Annotated in this window: 18 protein-coding genes, 1 tRNA gene and 1 pseudogene; 8 read left to right on the top strand and 12 right to left on the bottom strand. The window is 65.3% G+C overall.

From position 1 onward, the window contains the following. Positions 1 to 5: 5 nt before the first annotated feature. Both glpX and A3OO_RS0112635 read right to left on the bottom strand, forming a co-directional pair. Positions 6 to 995 (bottom strand): class II fructose-bisphosphatase, encoded by a 990-nt coding sequence (glpX, locus tag A3OO_RS0112640; protein ID WP_018408205.1) that lies wholly within the window; start codon positions 993 to 995, stop codon positions 6 to 8. Positions 996 to 1001: 6 nt separating this feature from the next. Further along, positions 1002 to 2300: a homoserine dehydrogenase gene (locus tag A3OO_RS0112635; RefSeq protein ID WP_018408204.1), complete on the bottom strand. Its 1299-nt coding sequence runs from the start codon at positions 2298 to 2300 to the stop codon at positions 1002 to 1004. 183 nt (positions 2301 to 2483) lie between these two features. Here A3OO_RS0112635 and smbP point away from each other — a divergent pair, with 183 nt between their 5' ends. Continuing rightward, positions 2484 to 2846: a small metal-binding protein SmbP gene (gene smbP, locus A3OO_RS0112630; RefSeq protein ID WP_026222943.1), complete on the top strand. Its 363-nt coding sequence runs from the start codon at positions 2484 to 2486 to the stop codon at positions 2844 to 2846. Positions 2847 to 2973: 127 nt separating this feature from the next. On the opposite strand, the gene A3OO_RS0112625 is transcribed toward smbP, so the two are convergent. From A3OO_RS0112625 to petA, 3 genes are read right to left on the bottom strand one after another with little or no spacing between them, the layout of a single operon-like run. Then, complete coding sequence (locus A3OO_RS0112625) at positions 2974 to 3930, bottom strand: cytochrome c1 (protein WP_156824818.1); 957 nt, start codon at positions 3928 to 3930, stop codon at positions 2974 to 2976. Beyond that, on the bottom strand, positions 3923 to 5161 hold the full coding sequence (locus A3OO_RS0112620) for a cytochrome b (RefSeq protein ID WP_018408201.1): 1239 nt from the start codon (positions 5159 to 5161) through the stop codon (positions 3923 to 3925). Before A3OO_RS0112620 ends, A3OO_RS0112625 begins: the two co-directional genes overlap by 8 nt. A 55-nt stretch (positions 5162 to 5216) precedes the next feature. Then, entirely contained in the window at positions 5217 to 5747 is a 531-nt protein-coding gene (petA, locus tag A3OO_RS0112615) for a ubiquinol-cytochrome c reductase iron-sulfur subunit (protein WP_018408200.1), read from the bottom strand. A 280-nt stretch (positions 5748 to 6027) separates the two neighbouring features. On the opposite strand from petA, the gene A3OO_RS0112610 reads away from it, so the two are divergent. The 3 genes from A3OO_RS0112610 to hemF all read left to right on the top strand — a co-directional run bounded on the left by A3OO_RS0112610 (position 6028) and on the right by hemF (position 8497). Beyond that, positions 6028 to 6504 (top strand): tRNA (cytidine(34)-2'-O)-methyltransferase, encoded by a 477-nt coding sequence (locus A3OO_RS0112610; protein WP_026222942.1) that lies wholly within the window; start codon positions 6028 to 6030, stop codon positions 6502 to 6504. A 97-nt stretch (positions 6505 to 6601) separates the two neighbouring features. Continuing rightward, complete coding sequence (locus A3OO_RS0112605; protein ID WP_018408198.1) at positions 6602 to 7270, top strand: rRNA methylase; 669 nt, start codon at positions 6602 to 6604, stop codon at positions 7268 to 7270. 243 nt (positions 7271 to 7513) lie between these two features. Next, entirely contained in the window at positions 7514 to 8497 is a 984-nt protein-coding gene (gene hemF / locus A3OO_RS0112600; RefSeq protein WP_026222941.1) for an oxygen-dependent coproporphyrinogen oxidase, read from the top strand. On the opposite strand, the pseudogene A3OO_RS21645 reads toward hemF, so the two are convergent. The 3 genes and pseudogenes from A3OO_RS21645 to A3OO_RS0112585 all read right to left on the bottom strand — a co-directional run bounded on the left by A3OO_RS21645 (position 8494) and on the right by A3OO_RS0112585 (position 9803). After that, positions 8494 to 8913, bottom strand: a pseudogene (locus A3OO_RS21645) (DUF2267 domain-containing protein). The gene hemF and the pseudogene A3OO_RS21645 overlap by 4 nt on opposite strands. Before the next feature lie 210 nt (positions 8914 to 9123). Next, on the bottom strand, positions 9124 to 9498 hold the full coding sequence (locus tag A3OO_RS0112590) for a GtrA family protein (RefSeq protein WP_018408194.1): 375 nt from the start codon (positions 9496 to 9498) through the stop codon (positions 9124 to 9126). Between the two features lie 2 nt (positions 9499 to 9500). Continuing rightward, positions 9501 to 9803 (bottom strand): c-type cytochrome, encoded by a 303-nt coding sequence (locus tag A3OO_RS0112585; protein ID WP_026222940.1) that lies wholly within the window; start codon positions 9801 to 9803, stop codon positions 9501 to 9503. 449 nt (positions 9804 to 10252) lie between these two features. Between A3OO_RS0112585 and carB the strand changes: the two genes are divergently transcribed. From carB to A3OO_RS0112565, 4 genes are all read left to right on the top strand, one after another. Beyond that, entirely contained in the window at positions 10253 to 13591 is a 3339-nt protein-coding gene (gene carB, locus A3OO_RS0112580; protein ID WP_018408192.1) for a carbamoyl-phosphate synthase large subunit, read from the top strand. 157 nt (positions 13592 to 13748) lie between these two features. Further along, positions 13749 to 14225: a transcription elongation factor GreA gene (gene greA / locus A3OO_RS0112575; RefSeq protein ID WP_083909759.1), complete on the top strand. Its 477-nt coding sequence runs from the start codon at positions 13749 to 13751 to the stop codon at positions 14223 to 14225. A 91-nt stretch (positions 14226 to 14316) separates the two neighbouring features. Next, on the top strand, positions 14317 to 15339 hold the full coding sequence (locus A3OO_RS0112570) for a mitochondrial fission ELM1 family protein (protein WP_018408190.1): 1023 nt from the start codon (positions 14317 to 14319) through the stop codon (positions 15337 to 15339). 119 nt (positions 15340 to 15458) lie between these two features. Further along, positions 15459 to 15534, top strand: a tRNA-Thr gene (locus A3OO_RS0112565). A 146-nt stretch (positions 15535 to 15680) separates the two neighbouring features. On the opposite strand, the gene A3OO_RS0112560 is transcribed toward A3OO_RS0112565, so the two are convergent. From A3OO_RS0112560 to fabG, 4 genes are all read right to left on the bottom strand, one after another. Then, on the bottom strand, positions 15681 to 16463 hold the full coding sequence (locus A3OO_RS0112560) for a hypothetical protein (RefSeq protein WP_018408189.1): 783 nt from the start codon (positions 16461 to 16463) through the stop codon (positions 15681 to 15683). Between the two features lie 45 nt (positions 16464 to 16508). Next, complete coding sequence (locus tag A3OO_RS21640) at positions 16509 to 17096, bottom strand: hypothetical protein (RefSeq protein ID WP_342446759.1); 588 nt, start codon at positions 17094 to 17096, stop codon at positions 16509 to 16511. A 129-nt stretch (positions 17097 to 17225) separates the two neighbouring features. Further along, positions 17226 to 25025, bottom strand: a complete 7800-nt coding sequence (locus A3OO_RS23605) for a hypothetical protein (RefSeq protein ID WP_018408187.1) — start codon at positions 25023 to 25025, stop codon at positions 17226 to 17228. Between the two features lie 941 nt (positions 25026 to 25966). Then, a complete protein-coding gene (fabG, locus tag A3OO_RS0112530) occupies positions 25967 to 26752 on the bottom strand; it encodes a 3-oxoacyl-ACP reductase FabG (protein WP_018408185.1) in 786 nt (261 codons plus the stop codon). Positions 26753 to 26770: the final 18 nt, after the last annotated feature.

Below are 26770 nucleotides of genomic sequence, written 5' to 3'. Positions count from 1 at the left end.
CGACGTCAATCGAACTTGCCGGCGGCGCGATGTATCGCATGGATGCGGCGGATCGTGCCCGTCGCCGAGCGATAGACGATCGTCTCGGTGTCGATCGTCGTCTTGCCGAGAGACACGCCGCCAACGAGCGGCCCGGCGGTGACGCCCGTCACGCAGACGACGACGTCGCCGGCCGCCATGTCGCCGACCGAATATTTGCGCCGCGCATCGAGAAGGCCCAAACGCTGCGCCTGCGCGATCTGTTCACGCGTTTCGAGCGCCAGCCGTCCCTGCATCTGGCCGCCCGCGCAACGCAGGACGCAGGCGGCGAGCACGCCTTCCGAAGCGCCGCCGCGGCCAAGATACATATCGACGCCGGTTTCAAAAGGATGGGTGGTGAGAATGATCGCCGCGACGTCGCCGTCGGTAATGAGGCGCACGCAGGCGCCGGCGTTGCGGCAATTGCGAATGATTTCGGCGTGGCGCGGCCGATCGAGAATGCTGACCGTGATTTCGCTCGCGCGCACGCCTTTGGCGATAGCGAGCGCTCTGATGTTGTCGCCGGGGTCGCGATCGAGATCGATTGTGCCCTCAGGGTAGCCCGGACCGATGGCGATCTTGTCCATGTAAACGTCGGGCGCATGAAGGAGCGACCCCGCCGGCGCCATGGCGACGACGGCCATCGAGCCCGGCATGTCCTTGGCGCAAAGCGTCGAGCCTTCGAGCGCCGCGACGCCGAGATCGACGCGGGGACCAACGCCCGCGCCGATTTCTTCGCCGATGTAAAGCATCGGCGCGGCGTCCTTGTCGCCCTCGCCGATCACGATGCGCCCGCGGACGGGAAGCAGCGATAGCTCCTCGCGCATCGCCTCCGCCGCCGCGAGGTCGGCGGCCATCTCGTCGCCTCGTCCCCGGAATTTGGCGGCGGCGACCGCGGCGCGCTCTGACGCGCGCGCCAGCTCCAACGTCAGGTAGCGGTCGATCTTCGACGCGTCGGTTTCAGGCTGCTGCGTCATGTCTCGCTACTCGCGCTCGATGCGGATGACCTGCGCGCGCGAAACGATGACGCCATCCTGATAGATCAGGTCCAGCGCCTCGCGCACGAGATGTTCGCTTGTCGCATGGGTGATGAGGATGACATCGACGCAATCGCCCGGCGCGCCCCGCGCGCCGCGTTGCACGATGCTTTCAAGCGATATGCGGCGCTCCGCCATGCGCGTCGCGATCTTGGCGAAGGCGCCGGCGACGTCGCGCACCGACATGCGGATGTAATAGCCGCCTTCGTGGCGCTGCATCGGCGTGCGTTTGAGCTCGGCGAGCTTCGCGGTCGGCAGACCGAACGGCGCCGAACGCACGCCCTTGGCGATGTCGGCGATATCGGCGACGACGGCCGAGGCCGTGGCGTCACCGCCGGCGCCCGGCCCCACGAGCGTCAGTTCATGCACCGCGTCGGCGTCGATGGTGACGGCGTTCAGGACGCCCATCACCTGGGCGATGGCGGAGTTCTTGCTGACCATCGTTGGATGGACGCGTTGCTCGACCCCATCAGCGGTGCGCTGCGCGACGCCAAGCAGCTTGATGCGGTAGCCAAGCTCAGCCGCCGCGTCGATGTCGGCAAGCGTCACGCGCTCAATGCCCTCGATATCGATGGCGCCGGCGGCGATGCGCGTGCCGAAGGCAAGCGAGGTGAGGATCGCAAGCTTGTGAGCGGTGTCGAAACCGCCGATGTCGAAGGTCGGATCAGCCTCGGCATAGCCGAGCCTCTGCGCCTCCTTCAAGCATTCCTCGAAGGAGAGCTGCTCCTGTTCCATGCGCGACAGGATGTAATTGCAGGTGCCGTTGAGAATGCCATAGACGCGCTCGATCGAATTGCCGGCGAGCCCCTCGCGCAGCGTCTTGACGATCGGGATGCCGCCGGCGACGGACGCCTCGAAGGCGAGCGCGGCATGGTTCTCCTCGGCGAGCGCTGCGAGATGCAAGCCATGCGCGGCGAGCAAGGCCTTGTTAGCGGTGACGACCGCCTTGCCATGTGCGAGCGCGGTTTCGACGCTGGCCCTCGCTGGCCCTTCCGAGCCGCCGATCAATTCGACGAAAAGATCGATCGCTGGCGAGGACGCGAGCTTGACCGGATCAGGAAAGAACTCCGCGCCGGAAAGATCGGCGTCCCGATCCTTCGCGGCGTCGCGAGCCGAAACGCCCGCCAGGGCGATCTGCCGTCCGGTGCGGGCCGTGAGCGCCTCGGCCTGGCGGCGGAGCAGGCGCGCCACCGCCGCGCCGACGGTGCCGAGGCCCGCGATGCCGACGCGCAAGATCTCCGACATTGCAACCTTTCCGGGAAAATGAGCGGGCGACGAAAGCCCCAGAGACGCTAGCGCCTTGTGCCCGATTTGGCGCCTTCAATCAAGAAACCGCCGACGTCACGAGGGGATTGAGCCGTTGCAATGGACGCCCTAACTCTTGGACAAGCTGAAGCCAAGCCCACTGGTGGCGATGGGGAGATGACAATGACGCCTCGAATGAGCGTATTCGCGATTCTGACCGCTTTGGCGCTGGGCTTTTCCGGCACTTATGCGCTGGCCGGCATCGGCGTGCATGTGCAGGCGGCGATTGAGCATACTCAAGAAGCGATAGACGACGGCGCGAAGGGCGACTCCAAGGAGATCGTTACGCATATGATGAGCGCGCTCGGCCATGCGCGCGAGGCGCTGCACGAAAAGGCCATCGAACGGGACCGCGCCGCCAACAAGCTGCTGCATCGCGCGATCAGGCATCTGCGCCTGGCCGAAATGCGCGCACGGTTCGGCGACTCGGCGCGTGCCGTCAAGCACGCGACCAGCGCGCTCGCCGAACTGAAGAAGATCGAGTGACGGCGTCGCGCGACGCGGCAAGGACTCATGGCGGCGGCATGGTCGCCGCCAGATAGCTCGGCATTCTGCTCGCCGCTCTCTCTTGGCGCAATTCGCGCTCGCGCGCGGCTCGCGGCGAGCGTCCCGCCTAATGCGGCACGTTCGACCAGATCCTGCGTTTGGTGAAATAGAGCAGTCCGACGAAGACGAGCAGGAAGGCCACGACGCCAAGCCCGACTCGCTTGCGCGACTCAAGATGCGGCTCTGCGACCCACATCATGAAGGCGGCGACATCCTTGGCGTATTGGTCGATCGTTTGCGGCGCGCCATCCTCATAGGTCACCACGCCCTCGGAAAGCGGCGGCGGCATGCCGATGCGCCGGCCCGGCATATAGGGATCGTAAAACTGCCCTTCCGGCAGTTTCACGTCTGGCGGCGGGTCTTCGTAGCCCTCCATCAGCGAGGTGATGTAGTCGACGCCGTGTTCCTGATACGAAAAGCCCGGCAAAGCGTCGAACAGGAAGAGTGGAAAGCCGCGCGAATAGCCTCGCGCCTTGGCCAGAACCGACATGTCCGGCGGATAATTGCCGGCCAGCGCGGCGCGCGCCGCCTGTTCATTGGCGAAAGGCGGGGGGAAGCGATCGCTGGGGCGACCCGGCCGATCGAAATATTCGCCCGCCTGGTTTGGGCCGTCCTTGATCTTGTAGCTCGCGGCGAGCGCTTCGACCTCTTTTTCAGGAAACTCCGGCCCGCCGGGCTGCGAAAGATTGCGGAAGGCGAGCATTTTGATCGAATGGCAGGAGGAGCAGACCTCCTTGTAGACCTTGAAACCTCTGCGCAACTGCGCCTTGTCGTAGCGGCCGAACGCGCCGGCGAAGCTCCAGTCAAAGCGCTTGGGCGTCCGCTCATGTCGTTCGCTCTCGTGCCGCGCTTCCTTTTCCGTGGCCTCGGGCGCAGCGACCTGATCGGTCGCGGATGGCGGCGCTTCCTGCTGGCTCCAGGCCGGGCCGACCATTGTCAACGTCGCGGCCAACGCGAGGGGAACGAGCGAGAGGCGCTTCACATAGAACTGCCGTTTTGTGGATCTTACGCGCGCCTTAGACATGGGAGGTTTCCCCCCGCATGATCGAAGCGTCGATGGATTCAGGCACTGGCTCCGGCTTCTCCACTTTGCCGATGACCGGCAAAATCACCAAGAAGTGGAGGAAATAATAGGCCGAGAGCACCCGCGCGAACCAGAGATATGCGCCTTCAGCGGGCTGCGCCCCCAGATAGCCAAGCCCGATGCACACCGCGACAAAAATCCAGAACTCCTTGCGAAACAGCGGCCGATACACGGCCGATTTCACCTTCGACGTATCGAGCCACGGCAGCGCCGCGGTGATCAAAATCGAGGCGAAGAGAGCAGTGACGCCGAGCAGCTTGTTCGGGATCGCGCGAAGGATCGCATAGAACGGCAGGAAGTACCACTCCGGCACGATATGCGGCGGCGTCACGAGCGGATTGGCTTCGATGTAATTGTCCGGATGGCCGAGGTAATTCGGCACGAAAAACGTCAGCCAGGCGTAGACGACGAGAAACGCCGCGATGCCGACCGCGTCCTTCATGGTCGCATAGGGCGTGAAAGGAACAGTTTCCTTCTTGATGTCCTTCACTTCGACGCCGGACGGATTGTTCTGGCCGGTCACATGCAGCGCCCATACATGCAGAGCGACGATGGCGACGATGATGAACGGCACCAGATAATGCAAAGCGTAGAAGCGATTGAGCGTCGGATTGTCGACGGAATAGCCGCCGAGCAGCCAGGTGGTGATTGCGGTTCCAACGACCGGAATGGCGGAAAAGAGATTGGTGATGACGGTCGCCGCCCAGAAGGACATCTGGCCCCACGGTAAGACATATCCGAGGAATCCCGTGGCCATCATCAGCATGAAGATCACCACGCCGAGAATCCACAAGACCTCGCGAGGGTCCTTGTAGGACCCGTAATACATGCCGCGGAAGATATGGAGGTAGACGGCGAGGAAGAACATCGACGCGCCATTGGCGTGCGCGTAGCGCAGCACGGTGCCCCAATTCACGTCGCGCATGATCTTCTCGACGGAATCGAAAGCGAGCGTCGTTTCCGGGGTGTAATGCATCGCAAGGACGACGCCCGTGACGATCTGCGCGACGAGCATGAAACTCAAGATCGCGCCAAACACCCACATGTAGTTCAGGTTTTTTGGCGTCGGATAGGAGACGAAAGAACCATGCATGAAGCTCAAAATCGGCAGACGGCGCTCCAACCAGCGAGCGAAGCCGCTCTTGGGCGTGTATTGGGAATGTCCTTCCATGGGCCTGGTGCTCTCGGAATCTCGCGCGGGAAAAATGAAAGGCGCTTGGCCTTGGCTAGCCGATCTTAATTTTGCTCTCGGCGATGAAGGCGTAAGGCGGCACCTCCAAATTGGTCGGCGCCGGGCCGCTTCGAATCCTGCCCGAAAGGTCGTAGACCGAGCCGTGGCAGGGGCAGAACCAGCCGTTGTATTCGCCTTCCTTGCCGGTCGGAATGCAGCCGAGATGCGTGCAGACTCCGATGATCACCAGCCATTCGGGTTTTTGAACGCGTTTCGAATCGGCCTCCGGATCCGGCAGAACCGACAGCGGCGTGTCCTCCGCCGCCTTGATTTCGGCCGGCGTCCGATGGCGCACGAAAACCGGCTTGCCGCGCCATTTCACGGTAACAATCTGGCCTTCTGGGACCGAAGAAAGATCGACTTCCGTCGAGGCCAACGCGAGGGTGGACGCGTCCGGGTTCATCTGGGCGATCAGCGGCCAGACCATCCCGGCCGCGGCGCCTGCTGCGGCGGCGCCCGTTGCGATATAGAGAATGTCCCGCCGGCTTGGCTCCGCCGGTTTTGCGGCGGTGTCTTTGCTTGTCACGCTCGAACCTCTCCCAACGCTCTCAAGTCTTCGCGGCCGAGGCTGCGGCTGCGCCCAAGGCGATCGTTCCACGTTTGCCGCTTCCGGCCAATCGCTGCGGCGCCGCACCAAGGCAATGCCAAGGCTGCGGCGGGGCGGAGGTGATATGTGACGCGAATCCCCGCCGCTGTCCACAAGCCGACATAGGGAAATTTGGGTATTCACCCTGCCACACAAGACCGTTGCCGATATTCGCGGCGATATGCCGCAAATTCACCATCTCCTCCCACTCGAACGGACCATGACTTCTCTTAAGCTAGCCTTGTACCAGCCGGACATCCCTCAGAACGCCGGCGCCATGCTGCGCACATGCGCGTGCCTCGGCGTTTCGGCGGCGATCATCGGGCCGGCCGGGTTTCCGACAAGCGATCGCGACTTTCGCCGCGCCGGCATGGACTATCTCGATCACGTGACGATTGACCGACATGCATCCTTCGCGTCCTTTCAAGCATGGCGGGCTGCGTCCGGCCAGGCGGGCGAGAGCCGCCGGCTGCTGCTGCTGTCGACGCGGGCGGCGGCGTCCTATCTCGACTGCGACTATCGCGACGGCGACATCATGCTCGTCGGCCGGGAGTCCGCAGGCGCGCCGGAAGAGGTCCACGCCGCCGCCGATCTGACGCTCCGCATTCCCATGTGCGGCGGCATGCGTTCGCTGAACGTCGCCGTCGCCGCGGCGATCGTCATGAGCGAGGCGCTTCGGCAGCTGCGCGCCCGCTGACGGGGTGCGGCGGCGCACAGCGCATTACGAAAAAGCCCGCTTAATTTGAGACCGTCGCCGTTTTTAAGGCGATGTTAACGAATTTTGGGAGGGCGATATGACCCATCAGGCAATTCGCGTCTCGCTAATACTTTGGCAGCGGCTGCTCAAATCTCTCAATGCGGCCGTGTTCACGGGAATGCTCTGCGTGGGCCTTTACGCCCTCGTGACCAACTTCGCCGAGGCGCGCGGCGCAATCGGCAAGGCCTTCGTCAAACTCACTCAGATCCAAAGCTTCGAAGGGTTCAATGTGAAAGCCGCGTTCGCAGTGGATCAGATCGCCGAGTCGACGCCGATCTATCACTCCCTGCCCGCGGAAATGAGGGGAATGCTGCCCGACGACATTCTGTCGCTCCGCGCGAACTGGGTCGAGCGCATTCTCTACGTCGGCGATCAGGGTAAGCTGTGCGACTTCGCGTCGGCCACGCAGAAAATGAGCGAGGACTATGCCGCGGACCGGCATTTGGCCGCTGACGGGCTGATTACGATGAAGGACTCGCGCGAGGTGAAGGCGCAGGTGCTTGAAGACATGCGCCTGGCGAAAGCCAGAAACGACGCTTGGCCCAATGGCGAGCCGCGCTTTTGCTATGTCACCGAACTCACGGAGCGCGGCAGAAACGTCAAGACGGCGCTGGCGCAGTTTCTGCGCGCCGGCTTCGCGGCGGCGACAGCAACCCCGGCCGCGCCGCGTGACTCCAAGTTGAAAGTTGCAGGCATGGCGCAATAGTCAGGGGAATCGGGAAGGATAGTTTTCCTCACCCTCATCCTGAGGAGCCGCCGCAGGCGGCGTCTCGAAGGACGAGGGTGAGGAAGAATACGCGAAAACGGGTTTCCTCGTCCTTCGAGACGCGTGCTGCGCACGCTCCTCAGGATGAGGAAACCCTTCACCCGATCGCCCTGGCGCAATAGTTCTGCTGAATTGACAAGGCGCGGCGCCGGCGGGATGAAGCGGCGAGAAGAGGAGACGTCGATGAACGCCGCGCCTGATCAACTCGAAGCTCGCAAAGACGCCGCCCGCGCATGGTTCGAGTCTCTGCAGTTGCGCATCATCGCCGCCTTCGAAGCGCTGGAGGACGAAGCGCCGGGGCCATTCGCTCAAGGCGCCGACGCGCCGGGCCGCTTCGTTCTCACGCCATGGAGCCGGACGGACCACAACGGCGCGACTTTAGGAAGCGCCGCGCGAAACATCGGCGGCGCGACTTTAGGAAGCGCCGCTCGAAACATCGGCGCGCCGGGCGGCGGCGGCCGCATGGGGATGATCCATGGCCGGGTGTTCGAAAAGGCGGGCGTGCATTGCTCCACCGTCTTTGGAACCTTCGCGCCTGAATTCGCCAAGCAGATCCCGGGCGCGGCGGAGGACCCCCGCTTTTTTGCAACAGGGATCTCGCTGATCGCGCATCCCTGGAATCCGAATGTTCCCGCCGTGCATATGAACACGCGCTTCGTGGTGACGAGCAAGGCGTGGTTTGGCGGCGGCGCTGACCTGACGCCGGTGCTCGACGCGCGCCGCACGCAGGACGATCCCGACACCATCGCCTTTCACGCCGCCATGCGCGGCGCCTGCGAGCGCCACAAGGTCGCCGACTATGCGCGCTTCAAGCAATGGTGCGATGAATATTTCTTTCTCGCCCACCGCAACGAGCCGCGCGGCATCGGCGGCATTTTCTACGATTATTTCAACAGCGCCGGAGACGCGGGAAATTCCGCCTGGGATGAAGATTTCGCCTTCACCCGCGACGTCGGCGAAAGCTTTGTCGACATCTATCCGGAACTCGTGCGGCGCAATTTCGCCAAGCCCTGGAGCGAGGCGCAGCGCGACGAGCAGTTGGTGCGCCGCGGCCGCTATGTCGAATATAATCTGCTCTACGACCGCGGCACGATCTTCGGACTAAAGACCGGCGGCAACGTCGACTCGATCCTCTCGTCGATGCCGCCTCTGGTGAAGTGGCCCTAAACCCTCCAAAACTCCGCCGCGCCGGCGGGAAGCGCGGCTAACACGCGCTCGAACGCGCGCTCGTCAATATGCGCGCGCAGGGCGACGGCGACGTCATCGATACAGGTCTCCGGCGAGAAATTATGATCGCGCCGCAACGCCTGAACGTCGCGTATCATGGACTCGCGATCGCCAAAGGGCGCCTGCGGCTCCTCGGGATTCCATTAGGCGACGAAGATCGCCCTAAGAACGGGCGGAAGCGCGCCGGCGAAGCGGATGGCGTCGGCGACCGACAGTCGGCGGCGAAACGCCTGCAACACGCCCTGAGTCATCGTATAGGTCTGATTGCGCGTCGCGAGGCCCGAACGATCGCGCGCATCCACGAGGAAGGCGTCGAACTCTTCCGAAGCATGCTGGATGTCCATCGGGATGGGCATGTGAATGCGCTTTCCAAAAAGTCGGGAGCGGGCAGTAACGTCGCCCAAATGTCCATCGCGGTTGAGGCGCGCGTTATTAGCCACAGCAGCGTCATGCCCGCGCTTGTCGCGGGCATCCACGCGGCGCCGCTGCGGCCTCCTTGCAGTATTCGTGGAACGTCACGGCGTGGATGGCCGGGACAAGCCCGGCCATGACGGCCAGACAGCGCCTCACCCAAATGTCCATCGCCGGTTCAGCGCAAAGGTCACGAACATCGCCAGCACAGTGGTGACCATCTGCGCCGGGAGATAAGGCGCGCTCCAGCGATCGACGAAGAGACTCATCAAGACATAGGTGACGCAAAAGCCCGCAAACGCGACCAGCGCAAATCGCCACGTCGCCTCGGCATGCGGCCGATCGCTTGCAAAGGTGTGACGCCGGTTCAGGAGATAGGCCACAACGCCGCCGACCACATAGCCGCACAGCGTCGCCGGCACCGCGCGCCAGCCCGCGCCTTCGACCAATGCGATGAGAATGGCGTAATGCGCGAGCGTCGCGCCGATGCCGACCGACGCGTAAGTCGCAAGCTGACGCGTCGTCGACATGCTCAGCGCGGCATCGTTGCGTAGTGGCGCGCGATGTCCCGCATCTCGGCTTCCGACATTTGGCGGCTCATATAGCGCATCTCCTTATGCGCCCGCCTGCCGGTTTTGAACGCCTTGATTTGATTGAAGAGATAGAGTTCGTGCTGGCCGGCAAGATGCGGAACGTCGGCGCTTTTGGCGATCCCGTCCGCGCCATGACATGCCGCGCATTGCGCAAAGACGGCTGAAAGGTCGTCAGCCTGGGCGCGTCCCGCGCCGGCGAGGAAAAGCAACATCGGAAAAAGCAGTGAGCTCGTAATCCGCATGGCCGCCATCTTGAAGGGACGAGGAACGGGAATGATAGCGCGATTCGCCGGCCTGAGGCTCGGTCCGTCCCCCTTGAGGCCCCTCTCCCACCCTCGCCGCCCCTTCACATGACCGTCATTCTCGTCTAGACAGTCGGCGACTTTCGAGCCGGGCGCGCCCCGCTCGCCGCCCGCATCACCGGTTCGCCGACAAAATGACGGGCAAGTTCGGGACGCGTTCTGGTCCAAGGGCCGGAATCGCGGCCCTTTTTTATGCGCGCTCCCCAGCCGTGCGGGGTGCGTCAGGTTGAAAGACGAAAGGTGTCCTCATCCTGGAGGCGGCGAAGCCGCCGTCTCGAAGGACGAGGGAACCGCTGAACATATCTCGCCTCGTGGTTCCAAGACGCGCCTTACGGCGCGCCTCAGCACGAGGCCAGGTATCGCGCGCTGCGGACGGCCAACGGGATCACATGCCGAAAAGAACCGACATTTCCACCATCATGATCATCGGCGCCGGCCCCATCGTCATCGGCCAGGCGTGCGAATTCGACTATTCAGGCACCCAGGCCTGCAAGGCGCTCAAGGCGGAAGGCTATCGGATCGTTCTCGTCAACTCCAATCCGGCGACGATCATGACCGACCCGGATATGGCGGACCGCACCTATATCGAGCCGATCACGCCCGAAATCGTCGCCAAGATCATCGAGAAGGAGCGCTACGCGGCGCCCGGAGGCTTCGCGCTGCTGCCGACGATGGGCGGACAGACCGCGCTCAATTGCGCGCTCAGTCTCGAAAAAATGGGCGTGCTGAAAGAATTCGACGTCGAGATGATCGGCGCGACCGCCCATGCGATCGACAAAGCCGAAGACCGCGAACTGTTCCGCGAGGCGATGACGAAAATCGGCCTCGACACGCCGCGCTCGCATCACGTCAAGACATTGTCCGCCGCGCTCGAGGCGCTCGACGATATCGGTCTGCCGGCGATCATCCGTCCGTCCTTCACGCTCGGCGGCACGGGCGGCGGCATCGCCTACAACAAGGTGGAGTTCATCGAGATCGTCGAGCGCGGCATCGACGCCTCGCCGACGAATGAAGTGCTGGTCGAAGAGAGCGTTCTCGGCTGGAAGGAATACGAGATGGAAGTCGTCCGCGACAAGGCGGACAATTGCATCATCGTCTGCTCCATCGAAAACATCGATCCGATGGGCGTGCACACAGGCGACAGCATCACCGTCGCGCCGGCGTTGACGCTGACCGACAAGGAATACCAGATCATGCGGGACGCCTCGATCGCGGTGTTGCGCGAGATCGGCGTCGAAACCGGCGGCTCGAACGTGCAATTCGCGGTCGATCCCTCAAACGGCCGCATGATCGTCATCGAGATGAACCCGCGCGTGTCGCGTTCGTCGGCGCTGGCGTCGAAAGCCACCGGCTTCCCGATCGCCAAGGTCGCCGCGCGTTTGGCGGTCGGCTACACGCTCGACGAGATCGCCAACGACATTACCGGCGGGGCGACGCCAGCGTCCTTCGAACCGACGATCGACTACATCGTCACCAAAATTCCGCGCTTCGCCTTCGAAAAATTTCCGGGCGCCGAACCGACATTGACCACGGCCATGAAGTCGGTTGGCGAAGCGATGGCGATCGGCCGCAATTTTGCCGAGTCGCTGCAAAAGGCGTTGCGCTCGCTGGAGACCGGCCTCTGCGGCCTCGACGAGATCGAGATCGAAGGCTTCGGAAAAGGCGACGATATGAATGTGCTGCGCGGCGCGTTGGGCACGCCGACGCCGGACCGGCTGCTCGTCGTCGGCCAGGCGCTGCGGCTCGGCATGAGCGCTGAAGCCATTCACGAGGCCAGCAAGATCGACATGTGGTTCATCGAGCGCATCGCGGAAATCGTCGCGCTCGAAAACAAGGTCAAGAACTACGGCCTGCCGGAGGACGCCGAGAATCTTCGCAAGCTCAAATTCGCCGGCTTCTCCGATTCGCGCCTCGCGACGCTTGCGGGCCTCGAAGAGGAAGATGTGCGCAAAATGCGCCACCGTCTCGACGTGCGACCCGTCTACAAGCGTATCGACACATGCGCGGCCGAATTCGCCTCGCCCACAGCCTATATGTATTCGACCTATGAGACGCCGTTCATCGGGAGCCCCGCGAGTGAGGCGCGGCCCTCGGACAAGAACAAGATCGTCATTCTGGGCGGCGGCCCGAACCGTATCGGGCAAGGCATAGAATTCGACTATTGCTGCTGTCACGCCTGCTTCGCGCTCGCCGAAGCCGGTTTCGAGACGATCATGATCAATTGCAATCCGGAAACGGTTTCGACGGATTACGACACTTCAGACCGGCTGTATTTTGAACCGCTGACGAATGAAGACGTCGCCGAAATTCTCGATGTCGAGAAGTCCAACGGCGTGCTTGTGGGCGTCATCGTGCAATATGGCGGGCAGACGCCGCTGAAGCTTGCGCACGGCCTCGAGCAGGCGGGCGCACCTATTCTGGGCACGCCGGTCGATTCGATCGACCTCGCCGAGGACCGCGATCGCTTCAAGCGGCTTCTTGACAAGCTGGGCTTAAAGCAACCCAAGAACGGCATCGCCTACTCCGTCGAGCAGTCGCGCATCGTCGTGCAGGAGCTTGGGCTGCCGCTCGTCGTCCGCCCAAGCTATGTCCTGGGCGGCCGCGCCATGGCCATCATCCGCGATCAAAGCGATCTCGACGATTATCTTCTCGGCACGCTGCCAAGCCTCGTGCCCTCCGAGATCAAGGCGCGCTACCCGAACGACAAGACCGGGCAGATCAACACGGTGCTCGGCAAGAATCCGCTGCTCTTCGATCGCTATCTGACCGACGCCATCGAAATCGACGTCGATTGTCTCGCCGATGGCGACGAGGCGGTCGTCGCCGGCGTCATGGAACATATCGAAGAGGCGGGCATTCATTCAGGCGATTCGGCCTGTTCGCTGCCCCCGCGCTCGCTCGCGCCAGAGACGATCGCCGCGCTGGAGGCGCAGACCAAAAGCCTCGCCATGTCGCTTGGAGTCGTCGGCTTGATGAATGTGCAATTCGCGCTCAAGGACGGCGAGATCTATGTGCTCGAAGTGAACCCGCGCGCCTCGCGTACCGTGCCTTTCGTCGCCAAGGTGATCGGCAGTCCCATCGCCAAGATCGCGGCTCGGGTGATGGCCGGCGCGAAGCTCGTCGATTTCGATCCGCTCGATACGAAGCCGGCGCATGTCGGCGTGAAAGAGGCTGTCTTCCCCTTCGCGAGGTTCCCGGGCGTGGACACCGTCCTTGGCCCCGAAATGCGCTCGACGGGCGAAGTCATGGGTCTCGACACCTCTTTTGACGCCGCTTTCGTCAAGAGCCAGCTCGGCGGCGGCACCAAGGCCCCGCGCGAGGGCGTCGTTTTTGTTTCGGTCAGGGACGCGGACAAAGGCCGAATCATTCCGGCGGTCCGCCTGCTGAAGGAGGTCGGCTTCTCCATCGTCGCCACGGGCGGCACCGCGCGCTATCTCGTCGAGCGGGGAATTCCCGCACAGAAACTGAACAAGGTGTCGGAGGGACGGCCGCATATCGTCGACGCCATCAAGAACGGCTCGATCGCGCTCGTCTTCAACACCACCGAAGGGGCGCAGGCGCTTGCGGACTCGCGCTCCTTGCGCCGCGCCGCGCTTCTGCATAAGGTTCCCTATTATACGACCCTGGCGGGGGCGGTCGCGGCGGCCCAGGGAATACGCGCCTATGTGTCTGGAGACCTTAGGGTCCGGGCGCTGCAGGACTATTTTCCGCCCAACGCGACCAAGTGAAATTTGGGAGTTCTGCGACGCAAGCGGCGGTGCGGTAACATTTGACCACTGCTTGGCGGCCTATGCTTTAGCGCATGGCCGCAGTTCGGCGGGTGCAACCTCCGCCGATGCGCCGCGTGATTGGCGAAACTCAAGAAAAGACTAGAAAGCGAAAGCAATGGTGGACAAGGTACCCATGACCGCCGGCGGCTACGCCGCGCTCACCGAAGAATTGCGCCGCCGACAGCAGGAGGACCGTCCGCGAATCATTCAGCAGATCTCTGAAGCGCGCGCGCACGGCGATCTTTCGGAGAACGCCGAATATCACGCGGCGAAAGAGGCGCAGTCGCTGAATGAAGGCCGCATCGCCGAGCTCGAGGACAAGCTATCGCGCGCCGAGGTCATCGACGTCTCAAAGCTCAAGGGCTCGACGATCAAATTCGGCGCAACGGTCACGGTCGTCGACGAGGACACCGAAGAGGAGAAGGCCTATCAGATCGTCGGCGAGACCGAGGCCGATGTGAAGAGCGGCCGGGTCTCGATCACGAGCCCCATCGCGCGCGCCTTGATCGGCAAGACGGTCGGAGACACCGTGGAGGTGACGACTCCGGGCGGCGGCAAGAGCTACGAGATCCTGAAGGTTGCGTTTGGGTGAGGCGCGGGACGCCGACCCCCTCCCCAACCCTCCCCCGCTTCGCGGGAGAGGGGGTCAGATTCAGGACGATGCGACGCACCGCGCAACTTTCGTGATTGGGGTTCCTTCTCCCGCTTTAGCGGGGGAGGGACAGGGAGGGGGCGCTTCGAGCAGCCTGCTTCCGCAGGCCACGACGCTTCGCATTCTCTCCGACGGCCGCGCCGGGCATGAGGCGCAGACGCTCGGCCTCGCCGAAGCGTTAGGCGTAGCGCCTGAAATCCGCTGCATTGCCTCCCGCAACATCTACGCCGCGCTCGCGCCCTTTGCGCCAGCCGATCCGCGGGACGCCTTCGCACACGCCCCGCCCTACCCCGATATTGCGATCGGCGCGGGACGCCGGACGATCCCGGCGCTCAAGCGACTGAAGCGCGACTCCGGCGGGCGGACATTCACGGTCTATCTGAACAAGCCTGCGAACGGACTGAGCGCCGCCGACCTCATCATCGCGCCGCGCCATGACGGCCTTCGCGGCGCGAATGTCTTCTCGCCGCTCACCCCGGCCAATCGGCTCACGCCGGAGCGGCTCGCCGCGGCGCGCGCGGCGCCCAATCCCCGCATCGCCGCCCTGCCCCGCCCGCGCGTTGCGCTGATCGTCGGCGGCGACAGTCGGCGCGGCGCCTATGGCGCAAAAGACATCGCGCAGCTCGCTCACATCGCGGCGTCGCTCCGCGCAAGCGGCCGCTCCGTCATGGCGACGGCCTCCCGACGCACGCCGATGGCTTTGCGCGACGCGCTCACTCTGGCGCTGGCCGCGCCGGGCGGTTTCTTCTGGAACAGCGCCGGCGACAATCCCTATCTCTCGATGCTCGCGATCGCCGACGCGATCGTCGTGACCGGCGACAGCGTCAATATGGTGGGAGAGGCGGTCGCGACCGCCGCGCCGGTCTATGTCGTTCCGCCGCCCGGCCGCCGAGGCAAGATCGACGCCTATCTCACGGCGCTCGCCGACGCCGGCGCCATCCGCATCTGGAGCGGCGCGCTCGAGGACTGGCGCCGTGCGCCGGTCAATGCGACGCCCGACATCGCCCGCGCCGTCACGCTGGCCTATTTGGCCTTTGCCGGGGCGCGTCCTTAATTCTGAGCGCCCTCCTCTTTTCTGCGCGTCCCTGCCCTGGCAAGGCGCGAGGCTGCTTGAAAAACCCGCCGCGCGCCGATAAGAGTGACCCGCCGCGCGCCTTCGGGCGTCCGCCAATCGCCGCTTTAGCTCAGCTGGTAGAGCACCTCATTCGTAATGAGGGGGTCGGGGGTTCGAATCCCTCAAGCGGCACCAAACCAATATTTGACACCGCCGGAATAGTCCGCGTTGCGCCTGGCGCGGATCGCGACCATGTGCTGACGCCTTTTGCAGCTGTGGGACGCTTGCCATCGCCAACTGATTAGCCAGTCGAAGCTAAAGATCGAAACGTCCCTGTGCTGTCACCAACGGCCCTGCCTGCGCAAACTTTCGGCCAGGTCTCCAGGATAGTTGTGCTGACCCAGATGCGTCAGCTTGCAGTCGAGATCGACCCATACTTTGCCGCCCATGTCCCGCCACAGACGGCAGAAGGCGAAGTCCTCGGAAAGATAACGGCCGGAGTCGGGATCGACCATGCAATCATAGAAGCGCCAATGCAGATGCGCTTGTGGGTTGTTCGGCGGACCGTCCGGCGTGTAGCGCAGATGCGGATAGTGTTCCATCATGTCATAGAACACATGCCGCTTGACGCACATGAATCCCGTGGGCGCCTCCGCCACCTCCACGAAGCCGTCGCTATCTGCAAATTCGCTTACCCGCTTCGAGCCGTGCCCGATCGGATTGAATGGGTAGTCGGTGTAACGCTTCTCGAACTCTTCGCGCGTCGTGCCGGCGGGCAGACCTTCTTCCGGCCAGTTGAAGCTTTTCATCGGATAGACGCCTGCGGCAATGTCGCGGTCCGCAAGCAGCAAGCGGCAAACGGACTGCGGCGTGAACGCGATATCCGAATCGATCCAGAACAGATGCGTGAGCGACTCGTCGGATAAAAACTTCATCACCATTTTATTGCGGCCGCGCGTGATGAGGCTTTCCGCATGCATGTGCAAAATGCATTTGAGGTCGAAGCGCGCGCAATGCCAGGTCAGATTGAATATGCTTGTGACGTAGTTCATGCTCACCGCCGAAATATAGCAAGGCGTCGCAAACATCACATTCATGGACTGCAATGCTGAATCGGGAAGCATGCTCTTCTCTATCGTCTCGCTTCGACGCGCGCTATCCAGGGATCGTCATTTCTTCGGCGCTTGGCGGTTCTGAGGCAGTTGCGCCGTGGCGGGCGATGGACCGAGGCCCGCCGAAATTCCAAACAATCGCCACTGCCCGTTCACCGGCGCGAAGCTCAGGTCAAAGTTGAGTTGCTGCTGGCCGGCGGGGAAGAAGCCAACCAAGCGCAACATGCCGTTGGGGTCGATCTGTGGCGGCGTGGTCAGCTGCGGGTCAACCGCCGCGACGGCGGACAAATCGAGCTTGTCGCGCCGCTGGGCCGCGAAAATATCCGAAAGACGCGCGGCCGTGTTGGTTTGAAACTGCGGCGAACCGAGATCGCGCAGAACGGTGTATACGCCCGTCTTGTTGGCGTGATCCAAAGCGAGCAGGGTGGAGCGCACCAGGATCAGCACGCCCACGCGTTCGATATTCGCAGGCCTCGCCGCTTGTTCGGCGCGCGCGGAATTCGTAAGAGCGGCGCTCGCCAAGCAGACGCCCGCCACGTAGAGGCTTAAGGCGATCGTAGCGAACCGGCGCTTCCGTGCATCGTCGAAGGCTGGACGGAAAGACCGGAAAATACGCCGACGTCGCAGGTCGATAATTGTGAACAAGAGTGCTCTCTCCTTGCTCCCGGCGATCGGCATTCCCGAGCGCGGGCTGGCGCTGCGCGAGAAACACCCCCGCGCAAACAGGCGGCAGGCGCGCGCCAGATCTCCGAACCCCTCCCCGGCGTGACGCGATCACCACTCGTAGAGTCCGCCGACTCCGCCGCCGACGCCACCATAGCGCAGACCGACGGCGAGGCTCCCGTTGATGACGATATTCGGATTCAGGCGAACTTGCGCCATTGCGCCGAAGGCGTTCTCACCGCGGAAATTACCCCATTTCGCCGAGACGCCGAATCTGGCGTCGCGCGAAATCGTCGGCGCCGTGTTGGCGATCGCGACCGCCGAACCTTCATAGCCGCGCCGAACCGACCTCTGCAAATTGCCGACACTCTGCCAAATGCCCGCGACGTTCATGCCGAGACCGTTCACCGCGCCCGAAAGGCCGGCGATGGCGCTTGGGCCGTAATCGCTCGTCGCGAGATTGCCGTTCCCGTCCGAAGTCACGAAATTCGTGGCGCCGCTCTGCGCGGCGCGGCTCGCGGCGGAGGTAATTCCCGGGGCCGCATAGGTCGTTGTCACGCCGCCAAACATCATCTGATTGGCGGCGGTGTTGGTCGCTCCAGCGCCGATTGCGGTGGCGTTGGCATAGCCTGCGGTATTCGCGCCAGCGCCCACGGCCGTTGAGTTGTTCGCGGTCGCGCTGGCGTTTTGTCCGAGCGCCGTCGCGCCTTCGCCGGCGGCGTTGGCGTTTTGGCCGAAAGCGGACGCCGTCGCCCCCGTCGCAACCGAACCCTGGCCGACAGCGGTCGCGTATTCGCCATAGGCGGCGCTCTGCTGGCCGATGGCGGTAGCGTTCGCGCCGCTCGCCGTGCTGAATTGTCCGCTCGCCGTGGCGTTGCCGCCCAAAGCGCGCGCAAACTGCCCCGTCGCGGTGGCGCGTTTGCCTTCCGCCTGGCTGTTCGCGCCGGTCGCCGTGGCTTCTTCGCCGATGGCGTTGGCGTTCCAGCCCATGGCGGTCGCCTTCTCGCCCGTGGCGTTGGACTTTCTGCCGGTCGCCGTCGATTTGTCGCCGATCGCCTTGCTGCCCTGTCCGGTCGCTGTGGCCTCTTCGCCGCTGGCCATGCTTTCTGCGCCCATCGCGGTTGCGAACGTCCCTGTGGCGTTGCTGGCGCGGCCGGTCGCGGTGGCGCTCTGGCCGGCGGCCAGGCTGCCCACGCCGGTTGCAGTGGCGAATTGGCCGGCGGCGTTGCTATTGGCGCCCGTCGCGGTGGCGCTTGCGCCATTAGCGATGCTGTTCGCGCCCGCGGCCGTCGCGAATTGGCCGATTGCGTTGCTGTTGGAGCCGGCGGCGGTGGCGTTCTCGCCGGTGGCCTTGCTGTTTGCCCCCGTGGCGGTGGCGTTCTCGCCGGCGGCGAAGCTCGCCCAGCCTGACGCCGTCGCGGCGTTACCCGTCGCCTGGCTGAAAACGCCGGTGGCTGTGGCGTAGTCGCCGGTCGCTACGGCGACAGCGCCTGTGGCGGTGGCGCTCTTGCCGTTGGCGACGCTGCCGGCGCCCGTCGCGGTCGATGCGTCGCCCTTGGCCAGAGCGAGATGTCCGGTTGCTGTCGCGTTGTTCCCTTGCGCGACGCTGTCGACGCCCGTGGCGGTCGCCTTCGTTCCATCCGCTAAACTGTTTTGACCGGTCGCGGTGGCGTTCGCGCCATTGGCCGTCGCCTTTTGGCCGGTCGCCGTCGCATGAAGGCCATTGGCGAAACTGTTCTCGCCGGTCGCCGTCGCGTTCTCGCCTTGCGCGATGCTTTCGGCGCCCGTCGCCGTGGCGAATGCGCCTTCCGCCTTGCTGCCCGCGCCGGTCGCCGTCGATTTGGAGCCGTTGGCGTTGGCGTTGCGTCCTGTCGCCGAGGCGAATTCGCCATTGGCGAAGCTCCCCTGGCCTGTCGCGGTGGCGTTCGTTCCGTTGGCGACGCTGTTTTGACCTGTCGAGGTGGCGTTGAGGCCGTTGGCGAAGCTGAACTGCCCCGTCGTCGTGGCGTTGGCGCCATTGGCGAAGCTGCCCTGGCCCGTCGCGGTGGCGTTGGCCCCGACAGCGAATGCGTTCTGACCCATCGATGTGGCGTTGAGGCCGTTGGCGGAGCTGCCTGCGCCTGTCGCGGTGGCCCACTCGCCCGTCGCAATGCTCGCCTGCCCCGTCGCGGTGGCGTTGGAGCCATTCGCGAGGCTCGCCTGTCCCGTCGCAGTCGCGTTAGCGCCATTCGCGGTGCTGGCTTGGCCGGAGGCGGAGGCGTTAGCTCCCTTGGCGTTGCTGTTCTGGCCGGAGGCGGTCGCGTTTGCGCCGTCAGCGATGGCGTTCTGCCCCGCCGCCGTCGCCTGAACTCCATTGGCGGAGCTGTTTTGTCCCGTGGCGGTGGCGTTCGCCCCGTTGGCGAAGCTGAACTGCCCCGTCGTCGTGGCGTTGGCGCCATTCGCGACGCTCGCCTGTCCGGTCGCAGTCGCGTTAGCGCCATTTGCATTGCTGGCTTGGCCGGAGGCGGTGGCGTTCGCTCCCTTGGCGTTGCTGTTCTGGCCGGTCGCGGTGGCGAACTGACCATTCGCGACGCTCGCCTGCCCGGTCGCCGTAGCGGCGGCGCCATTCGCATTACTGGCTTGGCCGGAGGCGGTCGCGTTCGCACCCTTGGCGTTGCTCGCCTGCCCCGCCGCCGTCGCCTGAGCTCCATCGGCGTTGCTGTTCTGGCCGGTCGCGGTGGCGAACTGACCATTTGCGACGCTCGCCTGACCCGTCGCCGTTGCGGCGCCGCCATTAGCGAAGCTGTTTTGTCCCGTGGCTGTCGCAGTCTGACCCTCGGCGCGCGACGCCTGGCCCGAGGCGCTGGCGAACTCGCCGTTTGCGAGGCTATTCTGGCCGGTCGCCGTTGCACCTGCGCCGTTGGCTAAGCTGTTCTGCCCGGTCGCAGTGGCGTTGGCTCCACTAGCGTTGGCGTTCTGCCCCGTCGCGGTGGCGAACTGACCATTTGCGACGCTCGCCTGACCCGTCGCCGTTGCGGCCGCGCCATTGGCGGAGCTGTTTTGTCCCGTGGCGGTGGCGTTCGCCCCATTGGCGGCGCTCAACTGTCCCGTCGCGGTGGCATTGGCGCCATTCGCGGTGCTGGCTTGGCCGGAGGCGGTGGCGTTCGCTCCCTTGGCGTTGCTGTTTTGGCCGGAGGCGGTCGCGTTGGCGCCATCAGCGATGGCGTTCTGCCCCGTCGCCGTTGCGGCGGCGCCATTGGCGGAGCTGTTTTGTCCCGTGGCGGTGGCGTTCGCCCCGTTGGCGAAGCTGAACTGCCCCGTCGTCGTGGCGTTGGCGCCATTCGCGACGCTCGCCTGTCCGGAGGCGGTCGCGTTAGCGCCATTTGCATTGCTGGCTTGGCCGGAGGCGGTCGCGTTGGCGCCGTCAGCGATGGCGTTCTGCCCCGTCGCTGTCGCCTGAGCCCCATTGGCGTTGCTGTTCTGGCCGGTCGCGGTGGCGAACTGACCATTCGCGACGCTCGCCTGACCCGTCGCCGTTGCGGCGGCGCCATTAGCGAAGCTGTTTTGTCCCGTGGCGGTGGCGGTCTGGCCCTCGGCGCGCGACGCCTGGCCCGAGGCGCTGGCGAACTCGCCGTTTGCGACGCTATTCTGACCCGTCGCCGTTGCGGCGGCGCCATTGGCTAAGCTGTTCTGCCCGGTCGCAGTGGCGTTGGCTCCAGTAGCGTTGGCGTTCTGCCCCGTCGCGGTGGCGTTCGCCCCGTTGGCGAGGCTGCTCACGCCCGTCGCGGTGGCGTTGGCGCCGGTGGCGTTGGCGTTCTGCCCGGTCGCCGTGGCGTTGGCGCCGTCGGCAAGGCTGTTCGCACCTATCGCCGTGGCTTTGGCGCCGATCGCGACGCCAGCGGGAACGCCGCCGGCGTTACAAGCCCCGGCTGCGAGATGGCCAAACGAATCGGTCGTGACACACTGTATCGCCCCGATTTGCGACGCCGTGCTCGCGAGGGAAGTGATTCCCGGCGCGACATATGTGGTTAAAGACGTGCCGAACGTCATCTGATTGGCGGCGGTGCTTGTCGCGCCTGCGCCGATCGCCGTCGACCCCAGAAATCCCGCAGTGTTAGCGCCCGCGCCGACCGCCGTGCTGTCGTCGGCCGTCGCTTGCGCGTTTTGGCCGAGCGCCGTCGCCCCCACGCCTGTCGCGTTGGCGCTCTGGCCGAAAGCGGAGGCTGTCGAGCCATTGGCGACCGAGCCTTGGCCAACCGCTGTCGCATTCGCGCCGTTGGCCGTGCTCGCCTGTCCCGTCGCGGTTGCGCTGGCGCCGTTGGCGTTGGCGTTCTGTCCTGTCGCGGTGGCGCTGGCGCCGTTAGCAATGCTGCCTCGGCCCGTGGCCGTGGCGGACTCGCCGTTGGCGCTGGAGAAGGCGCCCGTCGCCGTGGCGAAGGCGCCGTTGGCGTTGGCGAAGGCGCCCGTCGCCGTGGCGTTTTCGCCGTTGGCGTTCGACTTAGCCCCGGTCGCCGTGGCTTCGGCGCCATTGGCCGTGCTGAACTGCCCTGTCGCGGTCGCGGCGTCGCCATTAGCGGTGCTGGCCTGCCCCGTCGCCGTGGCGAAGACGCCGTTGGCGTTGGAGATGGCGCCCGTCGCGGTGGCGAACTGGCCGTTGGCGAGGCTGCCCTGCCCCGTGGCCGTGGCGCTGGCCCCAACGGCGGTGGCGTTCTGTCCCGTCGCGGTGGCGTTCGCGCCAGAGGCGGTGCTGAACTGACCCGTCGCGGTCGCATTGGCGCCGTCGGCGACGGAATTCTGACCAGTCGCCGTAGCGTTCACGCCGTTGGCGAAACTGGTCTCGCCTGTTGCTGTGGCCTTATCGCCGTTGGCCCTGCTGAACTGCCCGGTCGCCGTCGCAGCGGAGCCGTTGGCGTTGCTCAACTGCCCCGTCGCGGTGGCGAACTGGCCGTTGGCGAGGCTGTCCTGCCCCGTGGCCGTGGCGCTGGCCCCATTGGCGTTGGCGTTCTGCCCGGTCGCGGTGGCGTTGGCGCCGGTGGCGTTGGCGTTCTGCCCGGTCGCGGTGGCGCGCGTGCCGTTGGCGAAACTGGCTTGGCCCGTCGCGGTAGCGGAGCCACCGTTGGCCTTGGCGAAGGCCCCGGTCGCGGTGGCTGCATCGCCGTTGGCGAAGCTCTCGACGCCCGTTGCGGTCGTGAGGACGCCGTTCGCGCGACTGCTCACGCCGGTCGCCGTGGCCGAGTCGCCGTTGGCGTTAGAGTTCGCGCCGGTGGCGGTGGCTCTGGAACCATTGGCGCGGCTGCTCTTTCCCGTCGCAGTGGCTTGAGCGCCTTCGGCAAAGCTGCCCTGGCCGGTCGCCGTGGCGCCGGCGCCGTTGGCAAAGCTACTCTGCCCCGTCGCGGTGGCCTCGGAACCGTTGGCGAGGCTGGTCTGTCCCGTCGCGGTAGCGTTGGCGCCGTTAGCAGTGCTGCCGTTGCCCGTGGCCGTGGCGGCTCCGCCGTTGGCGCTGGCGAAGGCGCCGGTCGCGGTGGCGAAGACGCCGTTGGCGTTGGAGAAGGCGCCCGTCGCCGAGGCGTTTTCGCCGTTGGCGTTCGCGTTGGAGCCGGTGGCGGTGGCGCTCAAGCCGTTCGCGTTGGCGTTGGCGCCTGTCGCAGTGGCGTCATCTCCATTGGCTGTGGCGAGTCTGCCGGTCGCGGTGGCGCTGGCGCCATTGGCGAAACTGTTCTGCCCGGTCGCCGTCGCGTTGGCGCCGTTGGCGTTGGCGCTCTGACCCGTCGCGGTTGCCTGAAGGCCATTGGCGAAGCTGTTCTGCCCCGTAGCAGTGGCGCTCGCTCCAAAGGCGTTGCTCGCCTGGCCCGTCGCCGTGGCGCTGGCTCCAATCGCGTTGGCGTTCTGTCCCGTCGCGGTTGCGTTGGCGCCGTTGGCGACGCTGCCTCGGCCCGTGGCCGTGGCGGACGCGCCGTTGGCGCTAGCGAAAGCGCCCGTCGCCGTGGCGGAGGCGCCATTGGCGAAGCTGTTCAGTCCTGTCGCTGTTGCATTCGCGCCGTTGGCGACGCTGCTCCGGCCCGTGGCGGTGGCGCCCGAACCATTGGCGTTCGCGCTGTCGCCCGTCGCCGTGGCGCTCGCGCCGTTGGCGTTGGCGTTCCGTCCCGTCGCGGTTGCGTTGGCGCCGTTGGCGACGCTGCCTCGGCCCGTCGCCGTGGCGTTGGCGCCGTTGGCCGTGCTGCTCGCACCGATCGCGGTGGCGTTGCCGCCGTTGGCGATGCTGAAGGCGCCCAGCGCCGTGGCGTTGGTCCCGACGGCGTTGCTGCTCTGGCCCATCGCCGTCGCATTCAGACCGTCGGCGAGGCTGAGCTGGCCCGTGGCGGTAGCGTTGAGGCCGTTCGCAAAGGCGCTCTCGCCGGTCGCCGTGGCGCTGCCGCCATTAGCGAAGGCGCCGCGTCCCGTCGCAGTGGCCGAGCCGCCGTCGGCCGTGCTGCCCTGGCCCGTCGCCGTGGCGCTCGTGCCGTTGGCGAAGCTCCCGACGCCCGTCGCGGTGGCGAGCGCGCCATTGGCGCGACTGCTTACGCCGGTCGCCGTGGCGGCGTCGCCGCTGGCGTTCGAATTGGCGCCGGTCGCGGTGGCCTCGAACCCGTTGGCGAAACTGTTCTGTCCCGTTGCGGTGGCGAACTCGCCAGTGGCGCGGCTGGCTTGTCCCGTCGCGGTGGCGCTGGCGCCAAATGCGTTGGCGTTCTGGCCCGTCGCCGTCGCGTTGGCGCCGTCGGCGAGACTGGTTTCGCCAGTCGCCGTGGCGCTCGCGCCGATGGCCTTCGCGCTGGAGCCGGTCGCCGTGGCGAACTCGCCGTTGGCGTTAGCGTTGGAGCCCGTCGCGGTGGCGTTGGCGCCGTTCGCGATGGCGTCAAGGCCGGTCGCGGTGGCCGCGACGCCATTGGCGAAGCTGCCCTGGCCGGTCGCGGTGGCCGCGAAGCCATTGGCTTTGGCGTTCGCGCCCGTTGCGGTCGCGAGATCGCCATTGGCGTTGGCGTTGGCGCCGGTCGCGGTCGCGAGGGAGCCGTTGGCGAAGCTGTTCTGTCCCGTCGCGGTGGCGTTCGCCCCATTGGCGTTGGCGTTCATGCCGGTCGCCGTCGCATTGGCGCCGGTGGCGTTGGCGTTCTGGCCCGTTGCGGTGGCGTTGGCGCCGTTGGCGCGACTGCCCTGTCCCGTCGCGGTGGAATTGGCGCCGTTGGCGCGAGCGTCGTCGCCCGTTGCGGTGGCGCTGGCGCCGTTGGCGACCGCCGCCTGCCCCGTCGCCGTCGCGCCAAGGCCGTTGGCGAATGAATTGGAGCCCGTCGCGGTGGCGTTATTGCCCTGCGCCGAGGCGTCCTGGCCCGTCGCGGTAGCGCCAACGCCATTGGCGAAGCTATTTTGTCCCGTCGCGGTCGCGTCGGCGCCGTTGGCGCGGCTGTTCCGCCCGGTCGCGGTCGACTGCGCGCCAGTGGCGTTGGCGTTCTGCCCGGTAGCGGTGGCTTGAGCGCCGTTGGCGATGCTGGCTTGCCCCGTCGCGGTCGCGTTGGCGCCGTTGGCGAAGCTGTTCGCCCCGGTTGCGGTGGCGTTGGCGCCGTTGGCGATGCTCAAACTCCCGGTCGCCGTTGCGTTAGCGCCGGTGGCGCGAGCATTCTGACCCGTCGCCGTGGCATTGGCGCCGTTGGCGGTGCTCAATGCGCCGGTCGCGGTGGCGGCGGTACCGTTCGCGTTGGCCGTGCTGCCTGTAGCGGTGGCGAGGGCTCCGTTGGCGTTGGCGTTCTGGCCGCAAGCAGTCGCAGTGGCGTTGCCGCCATCGGTCGCGCCGGCGTTGCCGCCCGCCGGATTGGTGACGCTGTCGCAGGTAAAGGCTTGAGAGGGGGTCGGCGCGACCAGCCCTGTCGCCAGCACGAAGCCGCCTGCTAAGGCGCCGGACAAGACGCTCGATAAAGCGCTGGACGCGAAGAGCGTATGACGAGAGGATCGGGATGTTTTGGAAGCAGGACAAATACTATGTCGCGCGCGAATAATATCTTTATTAGACATGCGATTCATCCTGCACTGCTGCTTTCGAAAGCATATGGGCAGCCGCCGAAAGTAACTGTGCGTTAACTTCTCGGATCATGTATTTTAATCATCAGATTCTGATTTTTTCTACCGATGCTGGAACTTTTCCTGACTCTCTCGTGTCGATTTTGGTCCTTTGTGGCAAAGGCGCCACAATTGGTTGGATGAGCCGGCTCGCCCTCTGCGGCGCGCCCTGCTGTGACGTTCTCTCGCGGCCGGACAGCGTACTGAAGAGATAGGCGAGCGCTTGGATCCGCGGGCTGACCGCGCGTTCCGCGCCGCCCCTTGCCGCCACTTGCCGCACGAGGCCATTCTTCTGGCCGATGCGCACTTCGTCCTGGAAACAGATTTTCGATAGGCGTTCGCTGCGGCAGATCGAGCGGACGCGCCTTCAAAGGTAGCTCGGCGAAGGCGCGGGCTTCGGCCATCCGTTCAACAAGGCTTCAGGCCGGGGTTGAAGCGATGCACCCAATTGCGCAGCCTCTGGCGATCCATGCCGTCGCCTCGGAACGGTTCGCGCCGTCACGAAATCTCAGCCAGCAACAAAGCGCCCGCTCTGATTGACGTCCTTCTAGCGCCGAGCAAAAGCCCCGAAGCTGTCCAGCCGAGCAGTCCTCGCTGGCGTGGCGCAAATTTCCCTCGCGCCAAATGAGTCAGTCAGCGAAGCCGTTGGCATAAATCAACAGGCAAATTTTCAGCGGGCGCACGCAGTGAATGGGTCTACGGAACGCGTCTGCGGCGAGACTTTCAAACAGGATCGCGACGCCGCAGATCAGCAAGACTGCGCCTCGTCCGCGCGTCCCAACCCAACATCAGCGAACCATTTCCTCAATCGCTGTCAGCGACTCAGGCAACACCTGTCCGCCATCGATCACCAGCGTCTGGCCGGTGATGTAGCCGGCTTCGTCGCTCGCGAAAAACAACGCGGCGTAGGCGATGTCCTCGACGCTCCCGAGCCGGCGTTGGGGGATCGAGGCCGTCATCTGCGCCAAATAGTCTTCGCCAAGCGCGTCGAGTCCTTCGGTGCGCACATTGCCCGGCAGAACGGCGTTGATGGTGATTCCGTACGGCGTCAGTTCCAGCGCCGCCGTGCGCATGAAGCCGAGTTGTCCCGCCTTGCTCGCCGCGTAATGCGTCCAACCGGGATAGCCGGTGATCGGGCCGGTGATGGAGGAGGTGAGCACGATCCGCCCCCGACCGCTGCGCGCCAGCGCAGGCACGCAGGCTCGCACGCTCAGAAAGGCGCCGGCGAGGTTGGTGGAAAACACCTCGTTCCATTGCTCCAGCGTCATGTCCATCATACGCGCGGCCGGAAAGACGCCGGCGTTCGCGCAGAGAATGTCGATGCCGCCGTGCCGCTCGAGCGCCGCGGCCGCCATCCGCTCGACATCGCCCGGATTGCCGACATCGGCGGCGAACCCGCTGGCGCGTCCCCCTTCCGCTCGAATCGCCGCCGCCGTCGCCTCGGCCTGCGCAAGGTCACGGCCAACCACTAGCACCTGCGCGCCCTTGGCTGCGAAAACACGCGCGACGCCACGACCGATGCCCCGGCTGCCGCCGGTGACGATGACCGACCGATCGGCGATGGAGGTGAGCATATGACGCGGCCTCTCTGC

Source organism: Methylocystis rosea SV97 (assembly GCF_000372845.1).
In the GTDB taxonomy this organism is placed as follows: domain Bacteria; phylum Pseudomonadota; class Alphaproteobacteria; order Rhizobiales; family Beijerinckiaceae; genus Methylocystis; species Methylocystis rosea.
This window is presented reverse-complemented; position numbering and strand designations above follow the sequence as displayed.